The 25,510-nt window shown below is 51.1% G+C and carries 18 protein-coding genes; 4 read left to right on the top strand and 14 right to left on the bottom strand.

Annotated elements, in window-relative coordinates; genetic code table 11:
• Positions 1–95: 95 nt before the first annotated feature.
• The 5 genes from brnQ to phoB form a co-directional block, all read right to left on the bottom strand.
• Entirely contained in the window at positions 96–1,415 is a 1,320-nt protein-coding gene (gene brnQ / locus EDI29_RS00860; RefSeq protein WP_137739342.1) for a branched-chain amino acid transport system II carrier protein, read from the bottom strand.
• 603 nt (positions 1,416–2,018) lie between these two features.
• Positions 2,019–3,125: a cobalamin-independent methionine synthase II family protein gene (locus tag EDI29_RS00855; RefSeq protein WP_137739341.1), complete on the bottom strand. Its 1,107-nt coding sequence runs from the start codon at positions 3,123–3,125 to the stop codon at positions 2,019–2,021.
• A gap of 241 nt (positions 3,126–3,366) precedes the next feature.
• Positions 3,367–4,305 carry a PstS family phosphate ABC transporter substrate-binding protein gene (locus tag EDI29_RS00850; RefSeq protein WP_137739340.1) on the bottom strand — a complete coding sequence of 313 codons (939 nt, stop codon included), beginning with the start codon at positions 4,303–4,305 and terminating at the stop codon, positions 3,367–3,369.
• 15 nt (positions 4,306–4,320) lie between these two features.
• Positions 4,321–5,643 carry a phosphate regulon sensor histidine kinase PhoR gene (gene phoR, locus EDI29_RS00845; protein ID WP_137739339.1) on the bottom strand — a complete coding sequence of 441 codons (1,323 nt, stop codon included), beginning with the start codon at positions 5,641–5,643 and terminating at the stop codon, positions 4,321–4,323.
• Positions 5,644–5,670: 27 nt separating this feature from the next.
• Complete coding sequence (gene phoB / locus EDI29_RS00840; RefSeq protein ID WP_137739338.1) at positions 5,671–6,360, bottom strand: phosphate response regulator transcription factor PhoB; 690 nt, start codon at positions 6,358–6,360, stop codon at positions 5,671–5,673.
• A gap of 295 nt (positions 6,361–6,655) precedes the next feature.
• On the opposite strand from phoB, the gene sbcD reads away from it, so the two are divergent.
• Both sbcD and EDI29_RS00830 read left to right on the top strand, forming a co-directional pair.
• On the top strand, positions 6,656–7,882 hold the full coding sequence (sbcD, locus tag EDI29_RS00835) for an exonuclease subunit SbcD (RefSeq protein ID WP_137739546.1): 1,227 nt from the start codon (positions 6,656–6,658) through the stop codon (positions 7,880–7,882).
• Positions 7,879–11,562: an AAA family ATPase gene (locus tag EDI29_RS00830; RefSeq protein ID WP_137739337.1), complete on the top strand. Its 3,684-nt coding sequence runs from the start codon at positions 7,879–7,881 to the stop codon at positions 11,560–11,562. The genes sbcD and EDI29_RS00830 overlap by 4 nt, the downstream gene beginning before the upstream one ends.
• Positions 11,563–11,565: 3 nt before the next feature.
• Here EDI29_RS00830 and mak read toward each other — a convergent pair whose 3' ends face one another.
• Positions 11,566–12,477: a fructokinase gene (gene mak, locus EDI29_RS00825; protein ID WP_137739336.1), complete on the bottom strand. Its 912-nt coding sequence runs from the start codon at positions 12,475–12,477 to the stop codon at positions 11,566–11,568.
• Between the two features lie 288 nt (positions 12,478–12,765).
• Here mak and rdgC point away from each other — a divergent pair, with 288 nt between their 5' ends.
• The gene (gene rdgC / locus EDI29_RS00820; RefSeq protein WP_137739335.1) at positions 12,766–13,695 is read left to right on the top strand and encodes a recombination-associated protein RdgC; all 930 of its coding nucleotides are present in this window, start codon (positions 12,766–12,768) and stop codon (positions 13,693–13,695) included.
• A gap of 92 nt (positions 13,696–13,787) precedes the next feature.
• Here the strand turns inward: rdgC and EDI29_RS00815 are convergent, their stop codons facing one another.
• On the bottom strand, positions 13,788–15,578 hold the full coding sequence (locus EDI29_RS00815) for a methyl-accepting chemotaxis protein (protein ID WP_137739334.1): 1,791 nt from the start codon (positions 15,576–15,578) through the stop codon (positions 13,788–13,790).
• A gap of 664 nt (positions 15,579–16,242) precedes the next feature.
• Between EDI29_RS00815 and EDI29_RS00810 the strand changes: the two genes are divergently transcribed.
• On the top strand, positions 16,243–16,989 hold the full coding sequence (locus tag EDI29_RS00810; RefSeq protein WP_137739333.1) for a GntR family transcriptional regulator: 747 nt from the start codon (positions 16,243–16,245) through the stop codon (positions 16,987–16,989).
• Here EDI29_RS00810 and EDI29_RS00805 read toward each other — a convergent pair.
• The 7 genes from EDI29_RS00805 to EDI29_RS00775 form a co-directional block, all read right to left on the bottom strand.
• Positions 16,963–17,940 carry a PfkB family carbohydrate kinase gene (locus tag EDI29_RS00805; RefSeq protein ID WP_137739332.1) on the bottom strand — a complete coding sequence of 326 codons (978 nt, stop codon included), beginning with the start codon at positions 17,938–17,940 and terminating at the stop codon, positions 16,963–16,965. The two genes, EDI29_RS00810 and EDI29_RS00805, sit on opposite strands and share 27 nt — an antisense overlap.
• Positions 17,940–18,941, bottom strand: coding sequence for an ADP-ribosylglycohydrolase family protein (locus EDI29_RS00800; protein WP_137739331.1), 1,002 nt, complete (start codon positions 18,939–18,941; stop codon positions 17,940–17,942). Before EDI29_RS00800 ends, EDI29_RS00805 begins: the two co-directional genes overlap by 1 nt.
• Positions 18,942–19,162: 221 nt before the next feature.
• Complete coding sequence (locus EDI29_RS00795) at positions 19,163–20,410, bottom strand: nucleoside permease (RefSeq protein WP_137739330.1); 1,248 nt, start codon at positions 20,408–20,410, stop codon at positions 19,163–19,165.
• Between the two features lie 261 nt (positions 20,411–20,671).
• Positions 20,672–20,956 carry a pyrimidine/purine nucleoside phosphorylase gene (gene ppnP / locus EDI29_RS00790; RefSeq protein WP_010298499.1) on the bottom strand — a complete coding sequence of 95 codons (285 nt, stop codon included), beginning with the start codon at positions 20,954–20,956 and terminating at the stop codon, positions 20,672–20,674.
• Positions 20,957–21,096: 140 nt separating this feature from the next.
• Complete coding sequence (aroL, locus tag EDI29_RS00785; RefSeq protein ID WP_137739329.1) at positions 21,097–21,618, bottom strand: shikimate kinase AroL; 522 nt, start codon at positions 21,616–21,618, stop codon at positions 21,097–21,099.
• A gap of 385 nt (positions 21,619–22,003) precedes the next feature.
• Positions 22,004–23,053: a type II asparaginase gene (locus EDI29_RS00780; RefSeq protein WP_193555628.1), complete on the bottom strand. Its 1,050-nt coding sequence runs from the start codon at positions 23,051–23,053 to the stop codon at positions 22,004–22,006.
• Between the two features lie 195 nt (positions 23,054–23,248).
• The gene (locus tag EDI29_RS00775) at positions 23,249–24,895 is read right to left on the bottom strand and encodes a multidrug ABC transporter permease/ATP-binding protein (RefSeq protein ID WP_137739327.1); all 1,647 of its coding nucleotides are present in this window, start codon (positions 24,893–24,895) and stop codon (positions 23,249–23,251) included.
• Positions 24,896–25,510 lie beyond the last annotated feature (615 nt).

The following is a 25,510-nucleotide window of genomic DNA, read 5'->3' as shown; positions in this document are numbered from 1 at the left end:
AAACCACAGGCAAATACCTGTGGTGCAGAAACCCAACGCGGTGCTGGAACAGTAGGATACCCCTACCGCACCAGCGCTATCAGGTATTAACGATATTATTGATGTACCGTAACTTCCTGACGACCACACAGTCTGTCGTAAATCACTGCAACCAGTAAAATCAGCAGCGACGGTGGCAACCAGGCCAATCCTTGCTCACTCAGCGGCAGATTGAGGCTCCACTCTGGCAACAGCGATTTGAAAGCCGATGATTTTATACCATCAATCATGCCAAATAACAGACTGACTAGCATGACGGGGGCCACAATACGTGAAGCGCTATTCCACCAACGCAGCGTAAAACTCAGTAAAACCAGAATGATACACGGTGGGTAAATCGCCGTCAGTACAGGAATGGAAAGTTGGATTAAATGGCTCAAACCAAGGTTGGACACCACCATCGAGAACGTTCCCAACACAAATACCAGCGTGCGATAGGACAACGGCAGATATTGTGCAAAGAATTCAGCACACGCACAGGTCAACCCCACCGCCGTCACCAAACACGCGATAAAGATTAACAACGCCAGGAAGCTGCTTCCCATGTTACCAAACGTGTGTTGCACATAAGCATGGAGGATCTCTGCTCCATTCAGTGCCTGCGGTACCAGTTCACCGCTGACAGAACCGAGCTGGAACAGGCTCAAATAGACCAGCGTCAGGCCAATACCCGCAATTAACCCAGCCCACACGGTATAACGCGTCAGCAGCACTGAGCTTGTCACTCCGCGTGAACGCGCCGCATTGACGATCACAATACCAAAGACCATCGCGCCCAGCGTATCCATCGTCAGATAGCCATTAACGAAACCATTGGAAAACGGCAGATGTTCATATGCCTCTGTCGCAGGAATTGGTGTTCCCGCAGGCCACAGCACTGCGGCAATACCCAATACCGCCAGAGCGATGATCTTCAACGGCGCCAGCACATGGCCGACCGTATCCAGCAGTTTGCCCGGATACAGAGAAATCGCGATGACGATAGCAAAATAAATCAAGCTATAAATCAACAGAGGGGACGCGCCATTACCAACCAAAGGAGCCAAGCCGACTTCAAACGACACGGTTGCCGTACGCGGCGTCGCGAACAGTGGCCCAACAGCCAAATAGCACACGGTAGCCAAGACCACACCGGCCTTTTTACCAATCGGCGAGCTTAACGCATCAACGCCGCCGCCAACCCGAGCAAGCGCAATGACAGTTAGCACAGGTAGGCCAACCGCCGTCAGCAGGAAGCCGATTGCCGCAGTCCAAACGTGCTCCCCTGCCTGCAATCCCACCATAGGCGGGAAAATAATATTTCCAGCCCCCACGAATAAAGCAAAGGTCATAAAACCTAATGCCACAATATCTTTGGAAGTTAAACGATGGCTCATAGTTATGTCGTGTTGCCTGTATCAAATCGATAAAAAGAAAATCGTGTCGTTTATCGCCGCCAGAAGTCGTTCACAAAGGGCTAGCTCGAAGCATGACGCCAGTACTCCGGCGATACGAAAATGGCGGTCATATACTCTAAATAATTCGAGTTTCAGGAAGGCGGCAAGAGAAAGAATCCCGATGAGCTTACTTGAGTAAGTGATTCGGGTGACTAAACGCAGCCAACGCACATGCAACTTGAAGTATGCCGAGTATAGGGGAGTTATTTTTTGCACAGCCATATTGGGTGCTAAGTAAACCGTTTATAGCGTAAAAAGACAAGCGGAGATCTAAAAACCAGAGTATCTAGCCTTTTTATACTAAAAAATAAGGATATAAATTGGTTTATACTGATTTGCATGACACATGATTTGCGCATTTATCGATATTTCATTGCAATAAAACTGATAAAAAACGACATAAAATGCGTTGTTCGATCATAAAAAAAACATATTGCACAAAAACATCGCAGGTAGAAAGCAGGATAACAGCCACAAAAAAGGCCGGATCGTATGATCCAGCCTCTGTATATCCCTTATAGGGATAAGGTTACTTCATCGGTGTCACCACACGCGATTAGCAATATCCACAACAAGCTTCAGCTTATTCCACTGCTGCTCTTCCGTCAGGCTGTTGCCCTCTTCCGTTGAAGCAAAACCACACTGTGGGCTCAGGCAAATCTGGCTGAGATCAACATATTTTGCCGCTTCCGCGATGCGTGCCTGCACCACTTCGGCATCTTCTAGTTCACCGTTCTTGGTGGTGATCAGCCCCAGCACCACCTGCTGATGGCCCGGCTTCACAAAACGCAGCGGTTCAAAGCCCCCCGCTCGCTCGGTATCGTATTCCAGGAAGAAGGCATCGACGTTCACCTCACCGAACAGAATTTCTGCCACAGGCTCGTACCCGCCTTCAGAAATCCAGGTCGAGCGGAAATTACCGCGACAAACGTGTAAACCGATAACCAGATCGGCTGGTTTATCCGCCAGCGCTTTGTTCAGTACATCGGCATAGGTCCGTGCCAGCTGTGCTGGATCTTCACCACGTTCACGGATTTGACGTTTTTGATCGTCAGAGCACAGGTAGGCCCACACGGTGTCATCCAGTTGCAGGAAGCGGCAACCTGCATCATAAAATGCGTGGATCGCATCGCGCCAGGTTTGCGCCAAATCGTCAAAGTAGTCAGCCAGATCGGGATAAACTGTCGCATCAATCGCTTTTCGTCCGCCGCGGAAATGCATAACGCTTGGGCTAGGAATCGTCATTTTAGCAACCGCATCACCAGAAATGCTGTTCAGGTAGCGGAAATGATCGAGCATTGGGTGTTGGGGATTAAAACTCACTTTATCCACGACACGAATCGCATGGGATTTGGTCTGAATACCGTTGAATTGAATACCGTGATCGGCTTCGTAACGCTCTACACCGTGCAAGTCGGCAAAGAAGTCAAAGTGCCACCAGGCACGACGCAGCTCGCCGTCCGTCACAATCTTCAAGCCCGCTTCACGCTGCTTTTCTACCACCCGCAGAATCTCACGATCTTCAATATTCCGCAGCGCGACATCATCAATCTCTCCCGCCTGATGCTGAAGGCGTGCCTGCTTAATCGCAGCCGGACGTAAGAAACTGCCGACGATATCGGCACGGAAAGGGGATAAGGTATTCGCCATCTGTCGCTCCTGACATGTTACCAGCACCTATCTTTAGGAAAGAAGCGTACTGGCAGATAGTTTCAATATGAAATATTTGCCCAGAGGGATAGTTACATTTAATCTTATTTAGCCATCTGGACGTCTAAATTTAAAGCTATCCTGTCACGTGGCGAATCACAGGGCAATAGAAGATTTTTCACATCACGTGAATAAAATTCATGTAGCGTGAAAATAGCGCAAACTCATCATGGAAGAGAAATTATTCAGGCAAACCAATCTGCTGTCGCGCCTGACGACGCGTTTCTTCTGGCAACGGTAAATAACCATCCTGATTCACCAGCGACTGCCCCGTTTCTGACAGCACACGGGCTAAAAATGCCGCTGTCAGCGCTTCCAAGGGTTGACTGGGCGCTTTGTTGACATAGATATAGAGATAACGGGTGTAGGGATACAAACCGCTGCGGATATTTTCCGTCGAAGGATAAATGTAGTCGGTGCCTTGAGCGGCTAATGGCAACATCTTTACGCCGCTGGTACGAAAGCCCACGCTGGCGTAACCAATCGCATCAGTTGATGCCGCAACCGCTTGTACAACGGACGCCGAACCTGGCAATTCATTAACTTGAGGAAGGAAATCGCCGCGGCATAGCGCTTTTTGTTTAAAGAACCCATAGGTTCCTGAGGCAGAATTTCGCCCATAGCGTAATAACGTTCGTTTCTCCCAGCTACCGCGTAAACCGAGGTCGCCCCACTGTTTTATCGGCTGCTGATTACCACAGCGCTGCGTAATCGAAAAGATAGCATCCAACTGTGACAAGTTTAATCCAGACAGAGGATTATCCTGATTAACCAATACGACTAACGCATCCATCGCCACTGGCACCGCCAGCGGCGGGTAACCGTAGTGCTGAACAAACGCCTCAATTTCGCTGGCCTTCATCGCCCTGCTCATCGGCCCAAGCTGGGCTGCACCCGACGCCAGAGACGTTGGTGCAGACGATGAGCCAGCAGCCTGAATCTGTAAATTCACATTCGGATAATGCTGGCTGAAATCCGCCGCCCAAAAAGCCATCAGATTAGCCAGCGTATCCGACCCCGCGCTGGAGAGATTACCCGCCAGCATTTGACGGGGCTGCGCGGAGCAAAGCGCACTGAGCAGCAGTAAAAAAGCGACTGCGATACGTGTAGCGACTATCATGAATAACGTTTTCCGTCAGGCCGAAGGTTTCGCCGTATTTTCAGCCACAGAGGTGGGGACAATCAACCGATTCGGCAACGTAAAGACAAAACGCGATCCCAGACCGTCTTCACTCATGATCTCAAGACGGGAATCGTGATGGCTAAGTGCGTGCTTAACAATCGCCAGCCCCAGTCCGCTCCCGCCCGTCTGTCGTGAACGCGCCTTATCCACGCGATAAAAGCGTTCTGTCAAGCGCGGCAAATGCTCAGCCGCAATCCCCGGCCCGTTATCGCTGACCTGAAATTGTGCGCCCTGTGGGATCTTCTGCCAGCAGACTTCGATACGCGTTCCCGCTGGCGTATGGTTGACCGCGTTATACACCAGGTTGGATACCGCACTGCGCAGCTGTTCTTCATTACCAAACACGCGGAGGCTTTCGTTCACACGAAAGACGATCTCATGACGCCCCTGACTCAGGGTCTGCGCTTCACGCTGCAATACGCGCAGCATCAATGGAATATCGACTTTTTCATTCAGATCAATTGCCGTCGCCGCCTCAATACGGGACAAGGTCAGCAGTTGTTTGACCAGCCCGTCCATACGTCGGGTCTGCTCCTGCATGGTATTCAGCGCCTTCCCTCGCAGGGCCGCATCCAGCGTTTCTTCCTGCATCATTTCCAGATAGCCTTGCAACACCGTCAGCGGCGTACGCAGCTCATGGCTCACGTTAGCAAAAAAGTTACGTCTGGCACCTTCGAGTTGATGCATTTGCGTAATGTCACGCACTACCATCAGAAGTTGCCCTTCGGAATACGGCATCACGCGGAATTCAACATGGTGGGAATTATTCAACTGCAACGTGAGAGGACGGCTAAAGTCTTGCCCTTTCATGTAATTCGTGAATTCAGGATAGCGTAATAAGTTGAGGATATTCTGACCGTTATCCTCCGGCCAGCGGAAATTGAGTAGGTGCTGCGCCAGGTGATTACACCAGAAGATCGTTCCCTCTTCGGTGGTGATCACCACGGCATCCGGCAGTGATTCAGCGCCGCTGCGAAACCGTTTGATCAAAAGCGCCAGTTCCCGACGCCGGCGTCGATTACGCAACTGCATCTGATAGAGACCATAAAACAGTGGCTCCCAGCTCCAGCGACCGGGCGGTGGCGTCATACTGCGGTCAACCCACAGCCAATAAGAGAGTTTGAGCTGGTTATAAAAATTCCAGCAGAGTAGGCCTAATACGGCGACCAGCAGAAACCAGGGCAAATAGCCAAAAATCAGCCCCAGTAGTAAAGCAGGCAAACAAAAAAAAGCTAGCTCCAATGCCAGCCTTTTCCAGGATAAACGTTCTAGCACGTTAATGTTTCTCCGGTTACGATCACCTCAGTAACGCGTTGAAAAACGGTAGCCCGTTCCCCGAACGGTTTGCACCATTTTGTCATGTCCGCTGGTTTCCAGCGCTTTACGCAGGCGACGAATATGGACGTCGACAGTACGATCTTCAACATAAACGTTAGTGCCCCAAACGTGATTCAGCAACTGTTCCCGGCTATAAACACGTTCAGGATGCGTCATAAAGAAATGCAGCAGTTTAAATTCTGTCGGCCCCATCTCCAACGCGTGCTCTTCGGTCGTCACGCGATGGGAAGAAGGGTCAAGGCTCAGACCGCGCATTTCAATCACTTCTTCCACCGCCATCGGTGAAATTCGGCGCATCACGGCTTTGATACGCGCCACTAATTCTTTGGGTGAAAACGGCTTGGTAATGTAATCATCCGCCCCCACTTCAAGCCCACGCACACGGTCTTCTTCTTCGCCACGCGCGGTCAACATCATTACCGGAATATCACGCGTCAGCGCTTCGCGCTTCATATGCTTGATGAATTGCAGGCCCGAACCGCCTGGCAGCATCCAGTCCAATAACACCAGCTCTGGGAACGGCTCTGACAGTTGCGTGACCGCGCTGTCATAATCTTCGGCTTCCACTGGTTGATAACCATTTTGTTCCAGTACAAAGCAGACCATTTCACGAATTGGTGCTTCATCTTCCACGACTAATATGCGTTTTGCCATTGTTAATCCTGTCGTTAATCATCGTCGCTGTTAGCAGGCGAAAGGCATTATGCGTCAGTTTTATGACAGATTTATGAAAAACATACGCCTCCTCATCGCATGGTGTTACAGCGCGTACATCTGATTTTTCGAGCAGCTTTCCAAACTCTTGATTCCATCGCGACAGCTATCATCCCTGCTATATATAATCATGGCATTACGGTGACAAAGCACCATCACAATGACACACCCTGTCACATAATGGACAATGACAACGTCACCCACCGCCACGCGGCATGAATATCGAGAGAACACGATGCGCATTATCCACACCGCCGATTGGCATTTAGGGCAATATTTTTATACCAAAAGCCGCGCTGCTGAACATCAGGCTTTTCTACACTGGCTTATCGCCCAAGTGGAACTGCACCACGTCGATGCCATTATAGTCGCAGGCGATATTTTTGATAACGGCTCGCCTCCTAGCTATGCGCGGGAAATGTATTATAGCTTCGTGGTAGAACTCCAGCGCACAGGCTGCCAACTTGTCATTCTCGGCGGTAACCACGATTCCGTTGCGATGTTGAATGAGTCCCGTGGCTTGTTGGCCTGCCTGAATACGCGGGTCATTGCCTGTGCCAGCGACGATCCCGCCCAGCAGGTACTCCTGCTGGAAAACCATCAGCGGCAGCCCGGCGCCCTGCTCTGTGCGATTCCTTTTTTACGCCCGCGTGATGTGCTAACCAGCAAAGCTGGACAATCCGGTGATGAAAAACAGCTGGCGCTACAGGAAGCGATTACCGAGCACTATCGACAGTGTTACCAACAAGCTTGTCAGAAGCGAGACGAGCTTGGCCTGCCGCTACCGATTATTGCAACTGGCCATCTGACGACGATTGGTGCAAGCGCCTCGGAATCCGTGCGCGATATCTATATTGGTACGCTTGATGCCTTCCCTGCTCAAGCTTTTCCCCCTGCGGATTACATTGCACTTGGGCATATTCACCGCCCGCAGCGCGTGACCCAAAGTGAGCACATTCGCTACAGCGGTTCACCTATCCCGCTAAGTTTTGATGAACTCGGCAGCGAGAAATCCGTTTGTCTGGTCAGCTTTATACCCGATGCACCACCGAAAATAGATCTACTGCCCATTCCCGTAACCCAGCCGATGCAGCTAATTAAAGGCAGTCTGAGTGATATTGAACAACAGCTGTCCACCTTCCAGAACTATCAGGGCAATAAACCCGTGTGGCTGGATATCGAACTCAGCACGCAGGATTATCTGAGCGATATGCAAAAGCGTATTCAGGCGATGACCGAAAATCTGCCCGTTGAGGTACTTCTGCTACGCCGCACGCGCGAACAGCGTTTGCAGACGATTACCCGACAGGATAAGGAAACGCTGAACGAATTGAGCGTACATGACGTTTTTGAACGTCGTCTGGCAACGGAGACAAACATGGAAGACAGCCGCCAACAGCGTGTGCGCACGCTGTTTAATCAGGTTATTGATGAACTGGAAAATAGCGAGCCTGCCCAATGAAAATCCTCAGTCTGCGCTTAAAGAACCTCAACGCGTTGAAAGGCGAATGGAAAATCGATTTCACGCAGGAGCCGTTTTCCAGCAACGGCTTGTTTGCCATTACCGGCCCGACCGGCGCGGGGAAAACCACGCTGCTGGATGCCATCTGTCTGGCGCTGTACCACGAAACGCCACGGCTTGGCCTGCTTTCCGCCAGCCAGAATGACCTGATGACGCGCAACACCGCAGAATGTCTTGCCGAGGTCGAGTTTGAAGTTAAAGGCGTCGGATACCGTGCCTTCTGGAGCCAGCGTCGGGCAAGAAACGCCCCAGACGGCAATTTACAAGCTCCAAAAGCGGAGCTTGCTCTGATTGAGAATGGCAAAATTCTGTGTGAAAAAATCGGCGATAAAAAAGATAAGATAGAACAGATCACCGGACTGGATTTTGGCCGCTTTACGCGTTCTATGATGCTGTCACAGGGGCAATTTGCCGCCTTTCTCAACGCAAAAGCCAGCGACAGAGCGGAACTGTTGGAGGAACTAACTGGCACGGACATTTACGGACTGATTTCCGAACGTGTCTATGAAAAATACAATCAGGCAAACATCGCGTTGAGCACGCTACAGGCGCGCGCATCGGGTATTCAACTGCTGACCGATGAGCAACGCCAGCAGGTGGAAGAACAGCTTGCCGAGCTGCTCCAGCAGGAACAACAGGGCAACGCCGAGCGTGAGCAAGTACTGACTACGCTGCGCTGGTTTGAGCAATTGACGCAGCGGCAAGCGCAGCTCACCAACACGCAGTTACAACACGCAAGCGCCGAATCCGCCATTCAGCAGGCCAAGCCGCAGCTCGACAAGTTAGCCAACAGCGAACCGGCAGAAAAACTGAGACCACTACATCAGGAACGAGAGCGCAATCGGCAGGAAACGTTTACACTTGCCCAGCAGATTGAACAACTGACTGAGAAACAGAGCGCAGAACAGTTGGCTTTGGCTACGCTACGTCAGCAAGAAGAAAAGGCGGAGCAGAACGCGAATGAGCATAAACTGGAACGTCAGAAACAAGAGTTGTTGATCAACGAGCAGGTTGTGCCGCTTGACCATCGTATTGCCACGCTGGAACAGCAAAAAACCCAACAGCAGGACGAGCTGGCAAAAACACAGCGTCGCCTGCAAGCCGACGAAAGCAAACAAACGCAGATAGCGACAGAGCAACAGCAGACCAAACAACAGCTTGAACAAATCCAGTCTTATCGTCAGCAACACTCACATTATCAGCAGTGGGGAGAGCTGCTTCCTCTGTGGCGCACCCAGTTTCGGCAATTGCGCCAGCTTCAGGACGATCAGCAAAAGCTGAACCACAAGCAGGCACAGCATACCGAACAGTCAGCAACATTACAGCAAGAGGCTGTGACGCTGGCGGCACAGCAGCGTGAACAACAAGCGATCGTTGATGCAGCCAATAATCAGTTCGCACAACACGATGAGACACGGAAAAATCAGGAGACCCAGCAGCCGCTTTCCACCCTGTACCAGCGGTTTAACCAACTCAGCGACCAGCGAGCCGCACGCCAACAGTTCGCGGCAATCAGCGACCAATACCAACGTCTTCACGCCCGTAAGCAGCAGCACCTCACCAAACAGGGTGAGGTACAAGAGCATATTAGCCAGTCAAAAATCTTAAAGAAACAGCAACAGTCTGAGCACGAGCAGCGCACTCAGCATCTCGTCGATCTGGAAACGGTGTACCGTCAGGAAGAGCGCATCGTTAAGTTGGAAGCAGAAAGGCAGCGACTACAGGCTGGCGATCCCTGTCCGCTGTGTGGTTCAACTGAACACCCGGCGATTGAACGCTATCAGGCGTTACAACCCTCTGAAACTCAAAATCGCCTGACGGCGTTACGCCAAGAAGTCAGTCAGTTAACAACGGCACTGGCGAATACGACAGCACGGTTGACCTCGCTAGAGCAGCAGCGGGAACAGCACCGACAGGATATCACTCAGCTCGATAGCGAGCATCAAACTCTGTTGCAACAGTGGCAAGATGTCAGTGAGCGCTTACAAGTTAATTACGCGTTGGAACAGCATGATGAGGTTGCCGTCTGGTTTGCACAACGCGAGGCCGAAGAACAGGATATTCGCCAGCAGATTAGCGTACGCGAACAGCAGCAAAAGCGGTGGCAGGAAAGTAAGGATTCACTGACCGTCTCAGAGACATTATTGCGAGAACTCGACCAAAAAATTGCGCTGAATACCCAGCAACAGACCTCGCTACGCGTCACGCTGGAAGAAGCCACCCAATCGCTGCAAAACGTGCGGCAGCAGCTCACACAGTACGCTCAGGAAATCACGCAGACGCTGGCAAATGCAGGTCTCCTTTTGCCGGAAGATGGCGCTCAGGATAGCTGGTTGGTTCAGCGCGAGAACGAATGGCAAGATTGGAAAACCAAAGAACAGGAGCAGTCTCGCTTAATTCCTCTGTTAGCCACCTTGGAAAACGATTTTCAACATCTGCATCACAGCGTAATCGAGGCAAAACAGCAGCTACAGGTGCAACGGCAACAACTGGAACAGCACAACAACACACTTGAAATAAGCCAACAAGCGCGGCTGGCGCTTTTCGGTGACAGGCAAATCGCGGCTGTGCGCGAACAGCTACAGCGAACCAGCCAGCAGTATGACGATGCGCTTCGGCTAGCCCAGTCAGCACGTCAGCAGGCTGAAACCACGTTGAGCCGCCTGACGGGAGAACTGACCCGCACGCAGCAGCAGTATGAGCAGAGCATGTATCAACGCGATAGTGCGACTGAACGATTCACTCAAGCTTTGCAGCAAAGTGCTTTTGCTGATGAAACCACCTTCTTGAATGCGCTGCTTGATGAACAGGAACGACAGACGTTGCAGGCATTGAAGGAGAAACTGTATCAGAGCTTGCAGCAGGCAGCGGCGTTTCACCAGCAGGCTGAACAGGCACTAGTTGATCAGCAACAAAAACGGCCTGCATCCTTGCCAGAAGAAGCAACGCAGGAATCGGTGCAACAGCAGCTGTCAGACCAGGATGAAACACTGAAAGCCAACCTCCGGCAGCAGGGCGAATTCCAACGTCAGCTATCTGACGATCGACAACATCGCCAGAACCAGCAGGATTTGCTCAATGAGATCGCCCAAAGCCAGCAAAGGTATGATGACTGGGATGCGTTAAACTTGCTAATCGGCTCACAAAACGGACATAAATTCCGCAAGTTTGCTCAGGGGCTAACATTGGATCATCTGATCTACCTCGCCAATCTTCAGCTTTCACGCCTGCACGATCGCTATCAGCTAAAACGTAAGCCCGGTGGCGAGCTGGAACTTCTGGTGATGGATACCTGGCAGGCAGATGCCGAGCGCGATACAAAAACGCTATCCGGTGGCGAGAGTTTTTTGGTGAGTCTATCACTGGCGCTGGCGCTATCCGATCTGGTCAGCCACAGAGCCAGCATCGACTCGCTGTTTCTGGACGAAGGCTTCGGTACGCTGGATGCAGAAACATTGGATATCGCACTGGATGCGCTCGATAACCTCAACGCCTCCGGTAAAACCATCGGCGTCATCAGTCATGTCGAAGCCATGAAAGAACGCATTCCAGTACAGATCAAAGTGCAGAAGGTTAACGGACTGGGCGTCAGCCGACTGGCCCCACAGTACGCCGTTTAGCCATTACTCCGTCTTCGGCCAGAGCCAGGCGGCTCCGCGAACCCCGCTGGAGTCGCCGTGTATCGCCTGGCGCACAGGCGTTTCGCACTCACCGCCGAAGATCCACTGTTTAATCTTTTCCGGCACGGTCTGATAAAGACGAGAAACATTGCTCATTCCGCCTCCCAGTACCACTACGTCAGGGTCAAGCAGGTTAATCACATGCGCTAGCGATTTTGCCAAACGGTGCTCATAGCGCTGTAATGCCAGTTCCGCAATAGGATCACCCTGCTCCGCTAAGGCAATGATTGCCTCCCCCTTGTGCGGCTGGCCACTCAGGCGTTGATAATCTACCGAAAATCCCGTACCGGAAATAAAGGATTCAATACAGCCAGACTTGCCACAGTAACAGGGCACTGTCTGCCGATAACGCAGCTCATCGTCATCCATCCAAGGCAGCGGGTTATGCCCCCATTCACCCGCAATACCGTTACCGCCGACATGAGCCTGACCGTTCAGCGCAATGCCCGACCCACAGCCCGTGCCGATGATTACTGCAAAGACGGTCTGCTTCCCTGCCCCAGCACCGTCAACGGCCTCTGAAACAGCAAAACAGTTCGCGTCATTGGCAACCCGCACGGGTCGATTTAACAGCGTGGCAAGATCGAGATCCAGCGCCTGACCATTGAGCCAGGTAGAGTTGGCATTTTTTACCTTACCGGTAAACGGCGACAGCGTACCGGGAATCCCCACGCCGACACTGCCACGACAGCCAATCGCTTTTTCGGCCATCTCCACCAACGTGGCGATAGTCCGCAGCGTTTCCGGGTAATCATTTCTTGGCGTCGGCATACGTTGCCGAAAACGTTCCTTTCCCTCGTCATCCAGCGCAATGACTTCGGTTTTCGTCCCGCCCAGATCGATACCAATTCTCATGATGTCCCCCACGTGTGATAAATAGGTCCGCGTAAATTGGCCACTGACCTGAAAACTTTCTTATTTATAGATAGATACCCTAAATAATTCGAGTAACACAGCCAACGCACATGCAGCTTGAAGTATGACGGGTATAACCAGAGAAACCAATCAGCTGCAACCCAAAGCGTGACAGGTATTCCTCTGAATCCGGGTATTTTATTCCACATAACCGCGTCGAATTCGTTATCATGCGCGCAACATTACAAACCCGCGTGCAAACCTGCGCGCCCAGTCAGGGATAACACCATGTTGTGGTTTAAGAACTTAATGATTTACCGCCTAAGCCGGGACAGCGTGCTGTCCAAAGATAACGTTTTGTCTGCGGATGAAATGGAAAAACGGCTCAGCGCCTTCGCGTTCACCCCGTGTGGCAGTCAGGATATGATGAAAACGGGTTGGGTATCGCCAATGGGCTCCCATAGCGATGCATTAACACATGTCGTTAATGGACAAATCGTTATTTGCGTCCGCAAAGAAGAAAAAATCCTGCCCTCTCCGGTCATCAAGCAAACCCTTCAGGCCAAGATTGAACGTCTGGAAGCGGAGCAGCACCGTAAGCTGAAAAAAACCGAAAAAGACTCGCTGAAAGATGAAGTGCTGCATAGCCTGTTGCCACGTGCATTCAGCCGTTTCAGTCAGGTTTGGCTATGGATCGATACGGTTAACGGCCTGATTATGGTCGATGCCGCCAGCGCCAAAAAAGCGGAAGATACGCTGGCGCTGCTGCGCAAAACGCTGGGTTCGCTGCCCGTTGTGCCGCTGACGATGGAAAACCCCATCGAGCTGACGCTGACCGAGTGGGTTCGCTCCGGTGAGCCGGCGGCAGGTTTCGCGCTACAGGATGAAGCAGAACTGAAAGCCATTCTGGAAGACGGCGGCGTTATCCGCTGTAAAAAACAGGATTTGGTCTGCGATGAAATCGCCGTACACATTGAAGCAGGCAAACTCGTCACCAAGCTGGCGCTGGACTGGCAGGAACGGATTCAGTTGGTCTTGTCTGACGATGGTTCAGTAAAACGCTTGAAGTTCTCTGATACGCTGCGGGAACAAAACGACGATATCGATCGGGAAGATTTTGCTCAGCGGTTTGATGCCGATTTTATTTTGATGACCAGCGAGCTGGCGGCATTGATTACGAATCTGATTGAAGCGTTGGGCGGAGAAGCCCAACGTTAATGCTGTCGATTGTTGATACTATCGATTATTAATACAGTCGGTGATTGCCCGCCACCGTTCTGGCGGGCAATACATTCCGCTATAGCATCCTGTTAGACCCGGAACGCCCCGACAACAGCGTTCAGTTCTTCAGCCTGTGACTGCAACGCACCCGACGCAGCGGCAGATTCCTGCACCAGCGCGGCGTTTTGCTGCACCATCGAATCCAACTGCGCGACCGCTTTGTTGATCTCGTTGATCCCACGCATTTGCTCATCTGCCGCATGCGTGATTTCAGACATCACCGAACTCACCGTAGACACGCCGCCAACAATTTCATTCATCGTGTCACTGGCCTGACGCACCTGCACGGAGCCAGAGGTCACGCTGGAGACCGTCGATTCAATCAGCTCTTTAATTTCTTTTGCGGCCTGCGCACTACGCTGTGCCAGACTACGAACTTCACCGGCAACCACGGCGAAACCACGGCCCTGTTCACCCGCACGCGCCGCTTCTACCGCAGCGTTAAGCGCCAGAATGTTAGTCTGGAATGCAATGCCATCGATCACGCCGATGATATCGCCGATTTTACCCGACGCAACCACGATCTCTTCCATCGTGACAATCACATCAGACACCACTTTTCCGCCCGTACCGGCATCTTTCGACAGCAGCAGCGCTTTCGCGTTAACCTGCTGCGCCGATCCTGCCGACTGCGTGACCGCCGCAGAAATTTCTTCCAGCGAGGCTGCGGTTTGCTGAATGCTCGATGCCGCAGATTCAGTACGCGCAGAGAGATCGTTGTTCCCCGCCGAAATCTCATCCGCCGCGACCTGAAGCGATGCGCTGATATCGCGAATCTGCATCATGACCTGGCTGATTTTGTCGACAAAGATATTAAACGAGCGCGCAATTTGTGCCACTTCATCATGCCCTTCGTCCGGCAGACGCTGCGTCAGATCGTTATTACCGTTGCTGATATCATCCATTGCATCGCGGATTTGCAGCAGACGCTTGAGCGCCGACGCAATGATGAAACCAATCACCAGCGTGCCCAACAGTGCAATAACGACCAGCGTGATGACAGAGGTAGACAGCAGAGAATTCATGCCCGCTGTCGCTTCAGCTTTGTCCAACGCCACCAGCATGAACCAGTTCGTGCCAGCAATCGGTTTTGCCACCACCAGCTTTGTCACGCCAGAAAAGTCCACATCGCGGGCGCTATCGGCTGAAAGAATGTCGTTCAGATCAATCCCGGGGGCAATGTCGCTGATATTTTTCAGCGTCAATTTTTCATCCGGGTGAGCAATGATCAGACCGCTACGCTCGATGAGAACGCCGAAGCTATCTTTGGCTGGGTTAATCGCTTTGACGTTTTCAATCACGCTGTTCATCGTGACGTCGCTACCGACGACGCCTCTGACCGTTCCGCCTTCCACCACGGAAGCAACGAAAGACACCACCAGCGTATTCGTCACCGCATCAACGTAAGGGGCAGTGACCAGCGGTTTGCCCTCTTTCACTGCCTGCTGATACCAGGGCCGGACAGTCGGGTTGTAATCGGGAGGAATACCGCCAGAATCGGCAAACTTGGCCGTGCCATTGGCATAGCCCATGTACACATTCAAGAGTCCGCCGGATGCCACTATCTGTTTAAACAGCGGGATCGGATCTTCATCCTGTATAGCACGGTCATGCAGCGCGGAGATCATCTGTGTTTTAGAAGCAACCCAGTCGCTAATGGCTATACTATGGCTAGTCGCTACCGCATTCAGCGTATTCTGGATCGATGCCTTATTAGCGTTATTGGCTATGGTGTAGTTAAGAAAGGTATTAATAACAAGCGAAAGTACAACAATGGTCGAACAGGCCGCAAGAATGCGGGAACGCGTCGTTTTCAGCATAAAATACTCTTTGCGTAGAATAGTTATACTATCCATAACGGCAAAGAAAAATAAAACTTGAATGCGATCACATTCCGCCACTGCGATTTATCTTAAAACCTGAAAAAATAATTAATATGTTCAACCAAGCCTTTATGTAAAAAAAAGACATCAAGTGGGATTTAAATCACCAACCAATACAAAAAACCAAAACAAAGAAAAATAAAGGAATAAAAAACTTATCATTCCCCATAACATAAAATTATCGGTAAATGCTGCAATTTATTGTATTTTAACAATCTAGGGATTATTCCTAATAATCACACCATTCTTTTACATGATTAATTAATAAGTGCCATTCAATAAAATAACTCATATATGGAATTAATACGTCGTTTTACAAAAAGGATTGTGCAATTATCCCACAGATGATTGTACTGATTGTTATTAAACACATAACACTTCATGCTGTAACATAAATGAATTTTTTCAACATGGAATTATTTATCATTGATGAATAAACACCCAGAACGAATGCCTATATTAACGTGTTATCCATCAAGAACCACCGTAAACGCTAAAAGCGATGCATGATAATCGACAGCAACGTTGCCATTTTCGGTATAGGGACAATAATACCAGTGGTATTATAGAACCTACGCAGGCTGGCCAGGATCAGAGAAGAATGGAACACGCGCACACTCAATTAATAGAACAGCTTACCCAACGCTTTGCGACAGCAGACAATACCCCGCTCTACCTAAAGTTTGCCGAAACGGTAAAAAATGCCGTGCGCAGCGGCGCATTGGCACATGGCAATATTCTGCCGGGAGAGCGTGACCTAAGCCAACTGGCTGGTGTGTCGCGCATTACCGTGCGCAAAGCGATGCAGACGTTGGAAGAAGAAGGCGTGGTAACCCGCGTGCGCGGCTACGGGACGCAAATCAATAATATTTTTGAATATTCATTGAAAGAAGCGCGCGGCTTTTCACAGCAGGTCGTGCTGCGGGGCAAAAAACCCAATACGCTGTGGGTGAACAAACAAATCGTAAAAAGCAGCAAGGAAGTGGCCGAGCAGTTGGCTATTGCGCCAGACACCCCCGTTTTTCTGTTGAAACGTATTCGCTATGTCGATGAGGACGCGGTTTCAATTGAGGAATCGTATGTTCCTGTTGATCTGATCGCTGACGCTGAAGATATCGGCGTCTCACTTTATGACTATTTTCGTAGCCAGAACATCAATCCGCAGCGTACACGCAGCCGCGTCAGCGCCCGTATGCCCGATGCCGAGTTTCAGTCACACATCCAACTTGATAATAAAGTACCGGTTCTGGTCATCAAGCAGATTGCGCTCGACCCACAGAACCGGCCCATCGAGTACAGCATCAGCTATTGCCGCAGCGATCTATACGTTTTCATCTGCGAGGAGTAACCGGGCACGCAGTTCAGCCAGCGTAGGCGCGCAGTCTCCGCCACGGTGGCTCACAACATAAGCCGCAACGGCGTTCCCCAGCGTGACGGCATCGGCCAATGGCCACCCAGCGGCCAAGCCGGCCAATGTTCCGCCCGCGTGGCTGTCCCCTGCCCCGATGGTATCCACCACCGTTGCCGGAAACGGGGCGACGAGGCCCTCAGAAGCCGCGTCGAAATACCACGCTCCCGCTTTATCTTGACGAATAATCACCGGTGCACGATACGCCGCCCGCCAGGCACGCCCCAGCGTTTGTACATCAGCCGACACGCCGAGCATGTCCGCCGCCACGTCCGCTTCCTGACGATTAAGGGAAACGATGGGGTGAAGCGCCATAATCCGCGCCATCAGGCTTGCCGGTATATCGGCAATGCGTGGGCCAAAATCAATGAATGGCGTGACATTGGGCAAATTTTCCAGCCAGCTCACCAGACGTTCACCGCACGGTGCCGCCAGTTGATAGCCCGACAGGTAGACCAAACTCCCCGACGCGATGGATAACGACGCCAGCCACCTGTAACTCCACTGATTCTCGACCCCGCTGAAGGACATAAAAGTCCGTTCGCCGTCCGGTTCAACTAGCGCCAGACACCAGCCGTTGTCTCCCTCGTCGGTTTGTACCACCGTGGTGATATTCTGCTTTTCCAGACTCTGACGGATAATATCTGCCCACACGCCCTGCCCGACGGGCAAAGCGTTTTGCGCGGCGATTCCAAGGCGTTTAAGCGCAATGGCAATATTCAAGGCACAGCCACCAATATTCACGCTTTGCTGCTTCAGCTCGATATCACACCCGCGATACGGCAGGGCGTACGCATCGGCAATCACGTCAATCACCGCCGCCCCGATGATGGTCAGCGGCTGACGCGTCGTTAGCTCATCCAGTTTTGCAGCAAGTTCGCTGGCCTTCATCACGCCTCCCGTGCTGAGCGGTATTGCAGGAGCAGGCTGGCATAACGGGTAAAATCAAGCTGGTTAATGTCATCCAGCTCCTGCTTCAACGCGGCATCAATCGCCGTGACCCCGTGCAGCGCACCGCATATTGCAGTCGCCATCGCCCCGATAGTGTCGGTATCCCCTCCGAGGTTGGCACACAGAATCGCACAGCGATTTGGGTCGGTCTGCGCCAGTTCCACCATCGCGATTGCCGTAGCGACGGATTCAATGGTGCTCGTTCCCGCACCAATCAGCTGATAAAGCTGCTCGCTGGCGCTTTCCGTACCGTTTGCACGGCGCACTATACTTAGCGCCAGTTCCAGACGCGCGGCAAGGGAGGCGCTAAACGTCGTGATACGCTTTTCCTGCGCGTGGCGTGCAACAGACGGCAGTGCGTCGACGATCTCCTGCCAGCTGGCACCGTCAACCGCCCGGGAAATAGCCCAGGCAACGACGACCGCCCCCGCAATCGCCAAGTCGGATTTATGCGTCGGGCTGGATGCCAGCGCCACCTGATCGATAAATTCATCAAGATCGTGAGCAGGCAGCAGACAGCCTAGCGGAGACGCCCGCATCGCAGCGCCGTTTGTGACGCCATTGTTTTCCAGTTCACTGACCGGCGTGCCCTGACGGATCGCCTTCAACGCAATTTTAGAGGTGGGGCCGAGCACATTCTTATTAAATGCATCGAACGATTCCGCCCATTTCAGGATGTGGCGGCCAATCGCATCGGCATTGATTTCACCATCGCATTCAATGATGGCGTCGGCCAGACTCAGCGCCATCGAGGTATCATCCGTAAACTCACCGCGGCCAAAATAGCACGCCGCATTGTTTTCCGCCGGGCCGGGTAAAAAGCGATCAATCCAACCGAAATGCGCTTTCACACGCGTTCGGGGCCACAGTTCCGATGGCATACCCATCGCATCCCCTAAAGCCTGGCCGTATAAGGCACCGAGAATACGTTCTTGTTTCATTTGTTTTCCTCTGTACTGAAATGCTGATTTGCACCGTCTACACCCGTCATACTTCAAGTTGCATGTGCGTTGGCTGCGTTTAGTCACCCGAATCACTTACTTGAGTAAGCTCATCGGGATTCCCTCGCTTGCCGCGTTATTCGGCCTTACGGCCTCACCCCTCCGGGGTCAGCGTAAACGCTGTTCAAAAACGCCTTGGCGTTTTTGTCCTGAAACTCGAATTATTTAGGGTATACATCAATGGTCGAGATCGTCTTATCCGATTCACGGAAAAACAGGATAAAGATCAGCGCAATAATCGCGATCATCACCGCACCAAACAGCCACATACCGGTCCAGTTAAAGGTCAAGCCGTTCACTGGCTCGCCGTGGGCGAAAAGTTTCTCCATCATCACGCCACCCAAACGGTATCCCAACAGGCTGCCGAAGCCCTGACAGCAGAGCGTAATCAGCCCTTGTGCTGCCGTGCGCATATGTACCGGCGCTTTTTTATCAACGTAGATATAGGCGGTCACATAATAGAAGTCGTAACTCACGCCGTGTAGCAGGATGCCGAGGAACAGCAGTGCGTACGTGAAGTAATGATAAGCATCGCCGTAGACGAAGAAGACATAGCGGATAGCCGCCGTCACCAGCCCCAGCAATAATACCTTTTTAATACCAAAGCGTTTGGTGAAAAACGGCAGCGCCAGCATAAAGAAAATTTCCGAGAACTGGCCTAGCGTCATCCAGCCTGTCGCATTCTTCATGCCGACTTCGGTAAGGAAGCCCGTGGCAAAAATGTAATAAAACGCCAGCGGCATCGCGAATAAGAAGGAGCAGACAAAAAACACCAGAAAGTTTTTGTCTTTCAGTAACACAATCGCGTCCAACCCCAGCATGACTTTAACATCCATCTTGCCGGTGCTTTTCGGTGGCGTATTGGGCAGGAAAAACGCAAAGAAGCCGAGCAACGCGGAGCTGGCTGCGGTAATCAGCAGCGGAACATTGGTAGGGGAAATATCGCTAAATCCAAGCCACGTCGGCAGAAAACCGCAGACGATACCGGAGGCGATCCAGCCAATCGTTCCCAATACCCGGATGCGTGGAAAATCCCGTTCTACATCGGCAACATGCGAGAAGGCGATACTGTTAGTGAGTGCAATCGTCGGCATGTAGGTCAACGAATAGGCTAACAGCAGCGGGAAGAAATACATAAATTCCGTTTGCTGGGCCGCGAAGTACATCAGTATCGCCCCGGCGAACATCAACACCGCCAGCACCTTTTGTGCGGCAAAGAAGCGATCGGTGAGCGATCCCACCAGGATCGGCGACAGAATCGCGGCAATCGCGGTACAGGCATACGACCAGCCGATTTCACCCGCCGTAAATCCGCTTTTGCTCAGATACAGCCAGAGTGGAACAAACCAGGCTCCCCAGATAAACCATTCAACGAACATCATGAACGACAGCTTTGCTGTAGTTTTCATATTTACATCCTTCATGACAGAGTAAGGTACACCTTTAAAATACCAATTAATAATACCTTTTAAATACCTTTACGTTCATTACTTGAGCTACTTAACATTTTTGCAGCATTATTTATCCCCATCAGGGGAAGAATGGCAGAGAAAGGCGCTAACCGCGTTGGGGGAACAAGGGGAATGAAGCAGGATGAGCATAAAAAAACGCCGCATTATGTAGCACACAATGCGGCGATAATGATCTACTCTACAGCGATAGAATAGAAATTACAGGTACTTACACAGATAAGAGGTCGGTTCGACCACCTGCAAATTGAACTCGCTTTTTCCCGGAACGAAAAACGTTTCTCCCGGTGTAAAAACCTGCCAATCCGGTGAGCCCGGTAACAACACTTTCAATGCTCCAGTGATGACCGTCATTTCTTCCGGCTGTCCGGTTCCAAACGTGTACTCACCTGCATCCATAACACCGACACTGGCGCGGCCAATACTGTCGCCTTCAAAACCGATTGACTTGACCTTCCCTGCAAAATACTCATTTACATTCAGCATAGCGCGGCACCTATCGTCAAAAAATTCAGGAAATTCATCTTAAAAGGAGAGTCGAGCCACTGTCACGATCTATTCATTGAAAGTTAGTGCTCAGTAACACTGACTGACGATTATTTTACCAGTGACCTTCATCGACCGCCCTACGCAGCCGATGAACGCAGCGCTTTCAACACGCTTGCCACGATCGCTTCGGGTGCCTGCGATGCATCGATAACGTGATGCGAAACGCCACGATAAAGCGCGTCACGCGCAGCCAGTACGTCAGCCATTTCTTCGGCAATAGGGCGACCTGTCAGCGTAGGCCGCTGGTTATCCTGCGGGTTTTCCTCCAACCGCTGAGCCAACAATTCGGCATTCGCATGGAGGTAAATGACGATTCCGCGATCGTGCATAAAACGCCGGTTGGCTTCCGCCAATACCATACCGCCACCTGTCGCAACGATGCAGCGGTTGGACGTCACCTGCTGAAGCGCCAGACTTTCACGCTGGCGGAAGCCATGCCATCCTTCCTGCGCAACCACATCAGCCACCGTCATATTGGTCGTTTGCTGCATAAACAGGTCGGTATCGACAAAGTCATATCCTAGCGCCTGTGCCAATTGATGCCCTACCGTAGTCTTCCCACAGCCTCTGGCACCAACCATAAAAATGGGGTGTGTCATGTAATGACGTATCCTTCTTCTTTATTCACCCACTCCGCCATACTTCAAGCTGGACGCGCGTAGGCAGTCCCGCCGCTCGAATTATTTCGGGTAAAAGATAAATAAGGGTGATTACCTGCTTTGTCGTGGGCTGAATCATACCGATAAAATCAACAGAGAGGGAAGTGACTTCTCAGTGGGAATGAAAAGCTGAAATGCGCAACAGCAAAAAGCCACGCCTTTAAAGGCTAATACTCGTCACTTAAGCCCGTTGTTGGGGGAAATACAGGGGGAGGTTCCCGCAGGGAGGCCTCACCCCTGTGGTCGCCCCGTGTATCTCGATCCTTAAACGATCGGCATTACGCGCTTAAAAGCGGGGCTATCACACTAAAAACCGATCAGGCGATTAATACGCGTGGAAGTAATCCTGAATCACGGTTGGGTTCGTCGTTTTTGTCAGTGCCAACATCAGCAGAATACGTGATTTTGCCGGGCTCAGAGAATCGGCAACCAGACCCGGTTGGCCTGCATCGGGTGGTACGATACCGCTGCCAGTACGGCTGGAGCGCACAACCACCACGCCTTTGCTTTCCGCTTTACGGATGCCAGCATCGCCACGCTTGGATACGCTACCTGCCCCCATACCCGCATATACGATGCCTTTTACGCCATGTTTAATGGAGGCGTCATACATATATTCAGGATCGTCCTGGTAGCCATAAATAATGTCGACAGCAGGCAGTTTATCAATGTTGGTCACGTCAAACACAGAACGCGTGGTGTGAACTTTATCCAGACGCGTCTGGTAGTAAACTTTGTCACCGATAATCACGCCGAGATAACCTTCTTCTGGCGCTTTAAAGGTATCCAGCGTAGAAGCGTTGGTTTTGCTGATGAAACGAGCAGAACCGATACGATCGTTCAGCACCACCAGCACTCCACGGCCACGAGAGTTTTTATCCGCTGCCACTTTTACTGCACCGTACAGATTCATCGGGCCGTCAGCACTGATTGCCGTTGCCGGACGCATCGCAGCGACAAAGACGACCGGTTTGTCACTTTTCACCGTCAGGTTCAGAAAATAAGGAGATTCATCGAGCGTATCCGTACCGTGCGTAATAACCACGCCATCGACATCGCTGCGTGCCAGCAGCTCGTTCACCCGTTTGCTCAGCGTCAGCAACACATCGCTGGTCATATTTTCACTACCGATGCTGGCAACCTGCTCACCTTTAATATTGGCAAGCGTTTTCAGCTCTGGTACTGCTTGAATCAGCGTCTCTACGCCCAACGCTCCTGCTTTATATCCAGTGGTTTGCGTATTGGCCGCTGCGGAACCCGCAATCGTACCGCCCGTTGCCAAAATGACAATGTTAGGTAAATTTTCTGCCGCATTCGCCAGAGACGAAAAACAAACAAAAACAACAACGAATAATGCGTTAAACATCCTTTTCATAACCTATACCAACTTATTGAGTTAAGTGGCAGATCAGAAACGTCAGGTATCTGATCTGTAAGTAAAAAACACTCACTCTGTTGGCAGCCTGCCAACATTGGCGCTTATAATGCCCCAGAATTCAACGAATTAATATATGCCAGTCAGACTTCACACTTGAGGTCACAGCACGACGCGAAGCTACATAGATTGACGCTAGCGGCTAATCTGTGCGACGGCATCCTGCGAGGCCTGTTCACGCGCTGTCCCCGTCAGTTCTGACAGCGTACCCTGATGCATTTCAAGCAGGCGATCGGCGTGCTCAAAGTAGTGATCGTCATGGCTAATCGCCACAATCGTTTTCCCCAATGCACGCAACCGCGGTAATAGCTCAAGGTAGAATACGCGGCGGAATTGCGGGTCCTGATCGGCAGCCCATTCATCTAGCAATAAGATGTCCCGCTGTTCAGCGACAGCCAACAAGAGAGCCACGCGCTTACGCTGCCCCTGTGAGAGCTGTAAATTCATCACCTGATAATTCTCCAGCGTCAATTTATGTCGCATATTTAAGCGATCCAGCCACCCATCAACCAGTGCCGTATCTGGCTCCGTTCCCTGCGGTCCCATCATCTGCCCGAACAGGTGGAAATCGGTAAAAATGGCAGAAAATAGCTTTTGATAGTCCCCTCGCGTTTCTGCCGTAACCGGGCGGTCATCCAGCAATAACGTACCGGAAACGGGGGTATAAAGCCCGGTCAGCAGCATCGCCAGCGTCGATTTCCCGCTCCCGTTCCCGCCAATCAGAAACACCAGTTCACCACGCTTTATCACCAGATTGATTGGTCCAATTTCAAATCTGGAATCATCATAGCGAAATACCACATCACGCAGTTCCAGCGTGTGCCAGTCAGCAGGAGCTATCGCAGAAGAAAAAGATTCCTGATAGCTAGCCAGATCAAGACGTTTCAACTTATTAAACGCGACTTGTGCACTCAGTAACGTGGGGAGTGCGCCAACGGCTTGCAGCATCGGCGTGCGTAAAAAAAGCAGCGTGAGTGAATACGTCGCGGCAACATTGGTATCTGCCCAGCCGAGATTGTTTGCCATGAAAAAGACAGCACCAATCACGCCCAGCATCATAATATTTGACCAGTTCACTGCACTAAGATGGAAGGTGTCAGCGCGAATCACATTCTGTCGATAATCCTGCGCATTGGCCTGATAAACGTCTTCATACAGTTTCTGTGCCCGTTCCCGATTAAGCGTCAGCTCCTTACGCCCGTTAATCACGGTTTCGTAATCTTTCTGGAGGCGGTCTTCCGCTTCCCGAACCTGAGTAAGGTGACTGTAGACACGCGACACCAGCATAAATCCGCCCCAAAGGGTTACCGCAATCCAGACGGACGTCACCACCAGCATTTTGGGAGAAAGCCACGCCAGATAGGCCGCGGAGCCGATCGTAAGCACAATGCCCTGAATCAACTCCGGCAGGCGTACAAATGCGATAGTGATATTACGGATATCACTGGACAGGCTGGCGAGCAACTGCGCACTGCCAATCTGCTCAATGCGCGCAATGTTAGTATCCAGAATGCGCTTGATAAACTGCCCACGCAGACGATAAACGAAATGGTGTCCGAGCGTAGTCAACGCCAGTTGAGACACTAACGTCACGCCCATCAAAAGCAGCAGTAATCCCAGAAATTGCGGCAATACGCTTAATGATTGATTGACCGTTTCAATCAATTGCAGATTGATAAAAGCAATCAACCCAATACCCAATGCGGCGCTCAGCAAACTTAAAATGATAACGGCAAGAAATGGCCAACGGTATTGTTGATAAACAATGCGGAGCAACTCCATAACAACCTAATCTCTATAATGAAAACCATTGTCCGCAGTGTAATAGGGATAATCGTGATATCAATAATAATTCTCATATCCGACGCTATACCACACTCAACATCCTTAAGCGCGCACCAGTGCCACCGACAAATCCATTAGTAATCATGATAAATAATCATCAATTGTTAGCATTTCTCACCATTACCGTCGCTAACGTTCATACCTCATCGTAAAAAAAACAATAAACACAAACTGATACAATAAATACAGATAAAGACGCCATCCTCTCTGCAAGCATCTTGCCTTGCTTTACTCAAACTTGCGCAAAAAACGTCGCATTGCACCATCCCTAACGTTAAGTGATGGTAATTCAATATGATAATTATTGTGATAATGGTTCAAAAAGGGAATGAATCCGCTAAGCCATTTAATACGTAAGAATATTGTCATGATTTTTATTTTCAAAACATTTCAAAAAAATTGGATTTTTAGCTAGGCCACACCTATAAATATCAAGAATCGGACAAGTCTTATACCGTACCAATTCCCCATGGAAAGGGGATGCAGCACGACTCAGTTTAGCCACTCTTACTATTTTTCTGAACCAGGTCAGCTTTAGCACCCCATTTTTTG

Source organism: Pectobacterium polonicum (genome assembly GCF_005497185.1).
In the GTDB taxonomy this organism is placed as follows: Bacteria; Pseudomonadota; Gammaproteobacteria; order Enterobacterales; family Enterobacteriaceae; genus Pectobacterium; species Pectobacterium polonicum.
This window is presented reverse-complemented; position numbering and strand designations above follow the sequence as displayed.

Bases quoted from the DNA above. Each gene is read 5' to 3' on its own strand.
- EDI29_RS00775 (WP_137739327.1), bottom strand. From the start codon at position 24,895: ATGGAGTTGCTCCGCATTGTTTATCAACAATACCGTTGGCCATTTCTT.
- EDI29_RS00830 (WP_137739337.1), top strand. From the start codon at position 7,879: ATGAAAATCCTCAGTCTGCGCTTAAAGAACCTCAACGCGTTGAAAGGC.
- brnQ (WP_137739342.1), bottom strand. From the start codon at position 1,415: ATGAGCCATCGTTTAACTTCCAAAGATATTGTGGCATTAGGTTTTATG.
- EDI29_RS00800 (WP_137739331.1), bottom strand. From the start codon at position 18,941: ATGAAACAAGAACGTATTCTCGGTGCCTTATACGGCCAGGCTTTAGGG.
- EDI29_RS00780 (WP_193555628.1), bottom strand. From the start codon at position 23,053: ATGAAAAGGATGTTTAACGCATTATTCGTTGTTGTTTTTGTTTGTTTT.
- EDI29_RS00795 (WP_137739330.1), bottom strand. From the start codon at position 20,410: ATGAAAACTACAGCAAAGCTGTCGTTCATGATGTTCGTTGAATGGTTT.
- EDI29_RS00815 (WP_137739334.1), bottom strand. From the start codon at position 15,578: ATGCTGAAAACGACGCGTTCCCGCATTCTTGCGGCCTGTTCGACCATT.
- EDI29_RS00850 (WP_137739340.1), bottom strand. From the start codon at position 4,305: ATGATAGTCGCTACACGTATCGCAGTCGCTTTTTTACTGCTGCTCAGT.
- EDI29_RS00805 (WP_137739332.1), bottom strand. From the start codon at position 17,940: ATGAAGGCCAGCGAACTTGCTGCAAAACTGGATGAGCTAACGACGCGT.
- phoB (WP_137739338.1), bottom strand. From the start codon at position 6,360: ATGGCAAAACGCATATTAGTCGTGGAAGATGAAGCACCAATTCGTGAA.
- EDI29_RS00810 (WP_137739333.1), top strand. From the start codon at position 16,243: ATGGAACACGCGCACACTCAATTAATAGAACAGCTTACCCAACGCTTT.
- sbcD (WP_137739546.1), top strand. From the start codon at position 6,656: ATGCGCATTATCCACACCGCCGATTGGCATTTAGGGCAATATTTTTAT.
- EDI29_RS00855 (WP_137739341.1), bottom strand. From the start codon at position 3,125: ATGGCGAATACCTTATCCCCTTTCCGTGCCGATATCGTCGGCAGTTTC.
- ppnP (WP_010298499.1), bottom strand. From the start codon at position 20,956: ATGCTGAATGTAAATGAGTATTTTGCAGGGAAGGTCAAGTCAATCGGT.
- aroL (WP_137739329.1), bottom strand. From the start codon at position 21,618: ATGACACACCCCATTTTTATGGTTGGTGCCAGAGGCTGTGGGAAGACT.
- mak (WP_137739336.1), bottom strand. From the start codon at position 12,477: ATGAGAATTGGTATCGATCTGGGCGGGACGAAAACCGAAGTCATTGCG.
- rdgC (WP_137739335.1), top strand. From the start codon at position 12,766: ATGTTGTGGTTTAAGAACTTAATGATTTACCGCCTAAGCCGGGACAGC.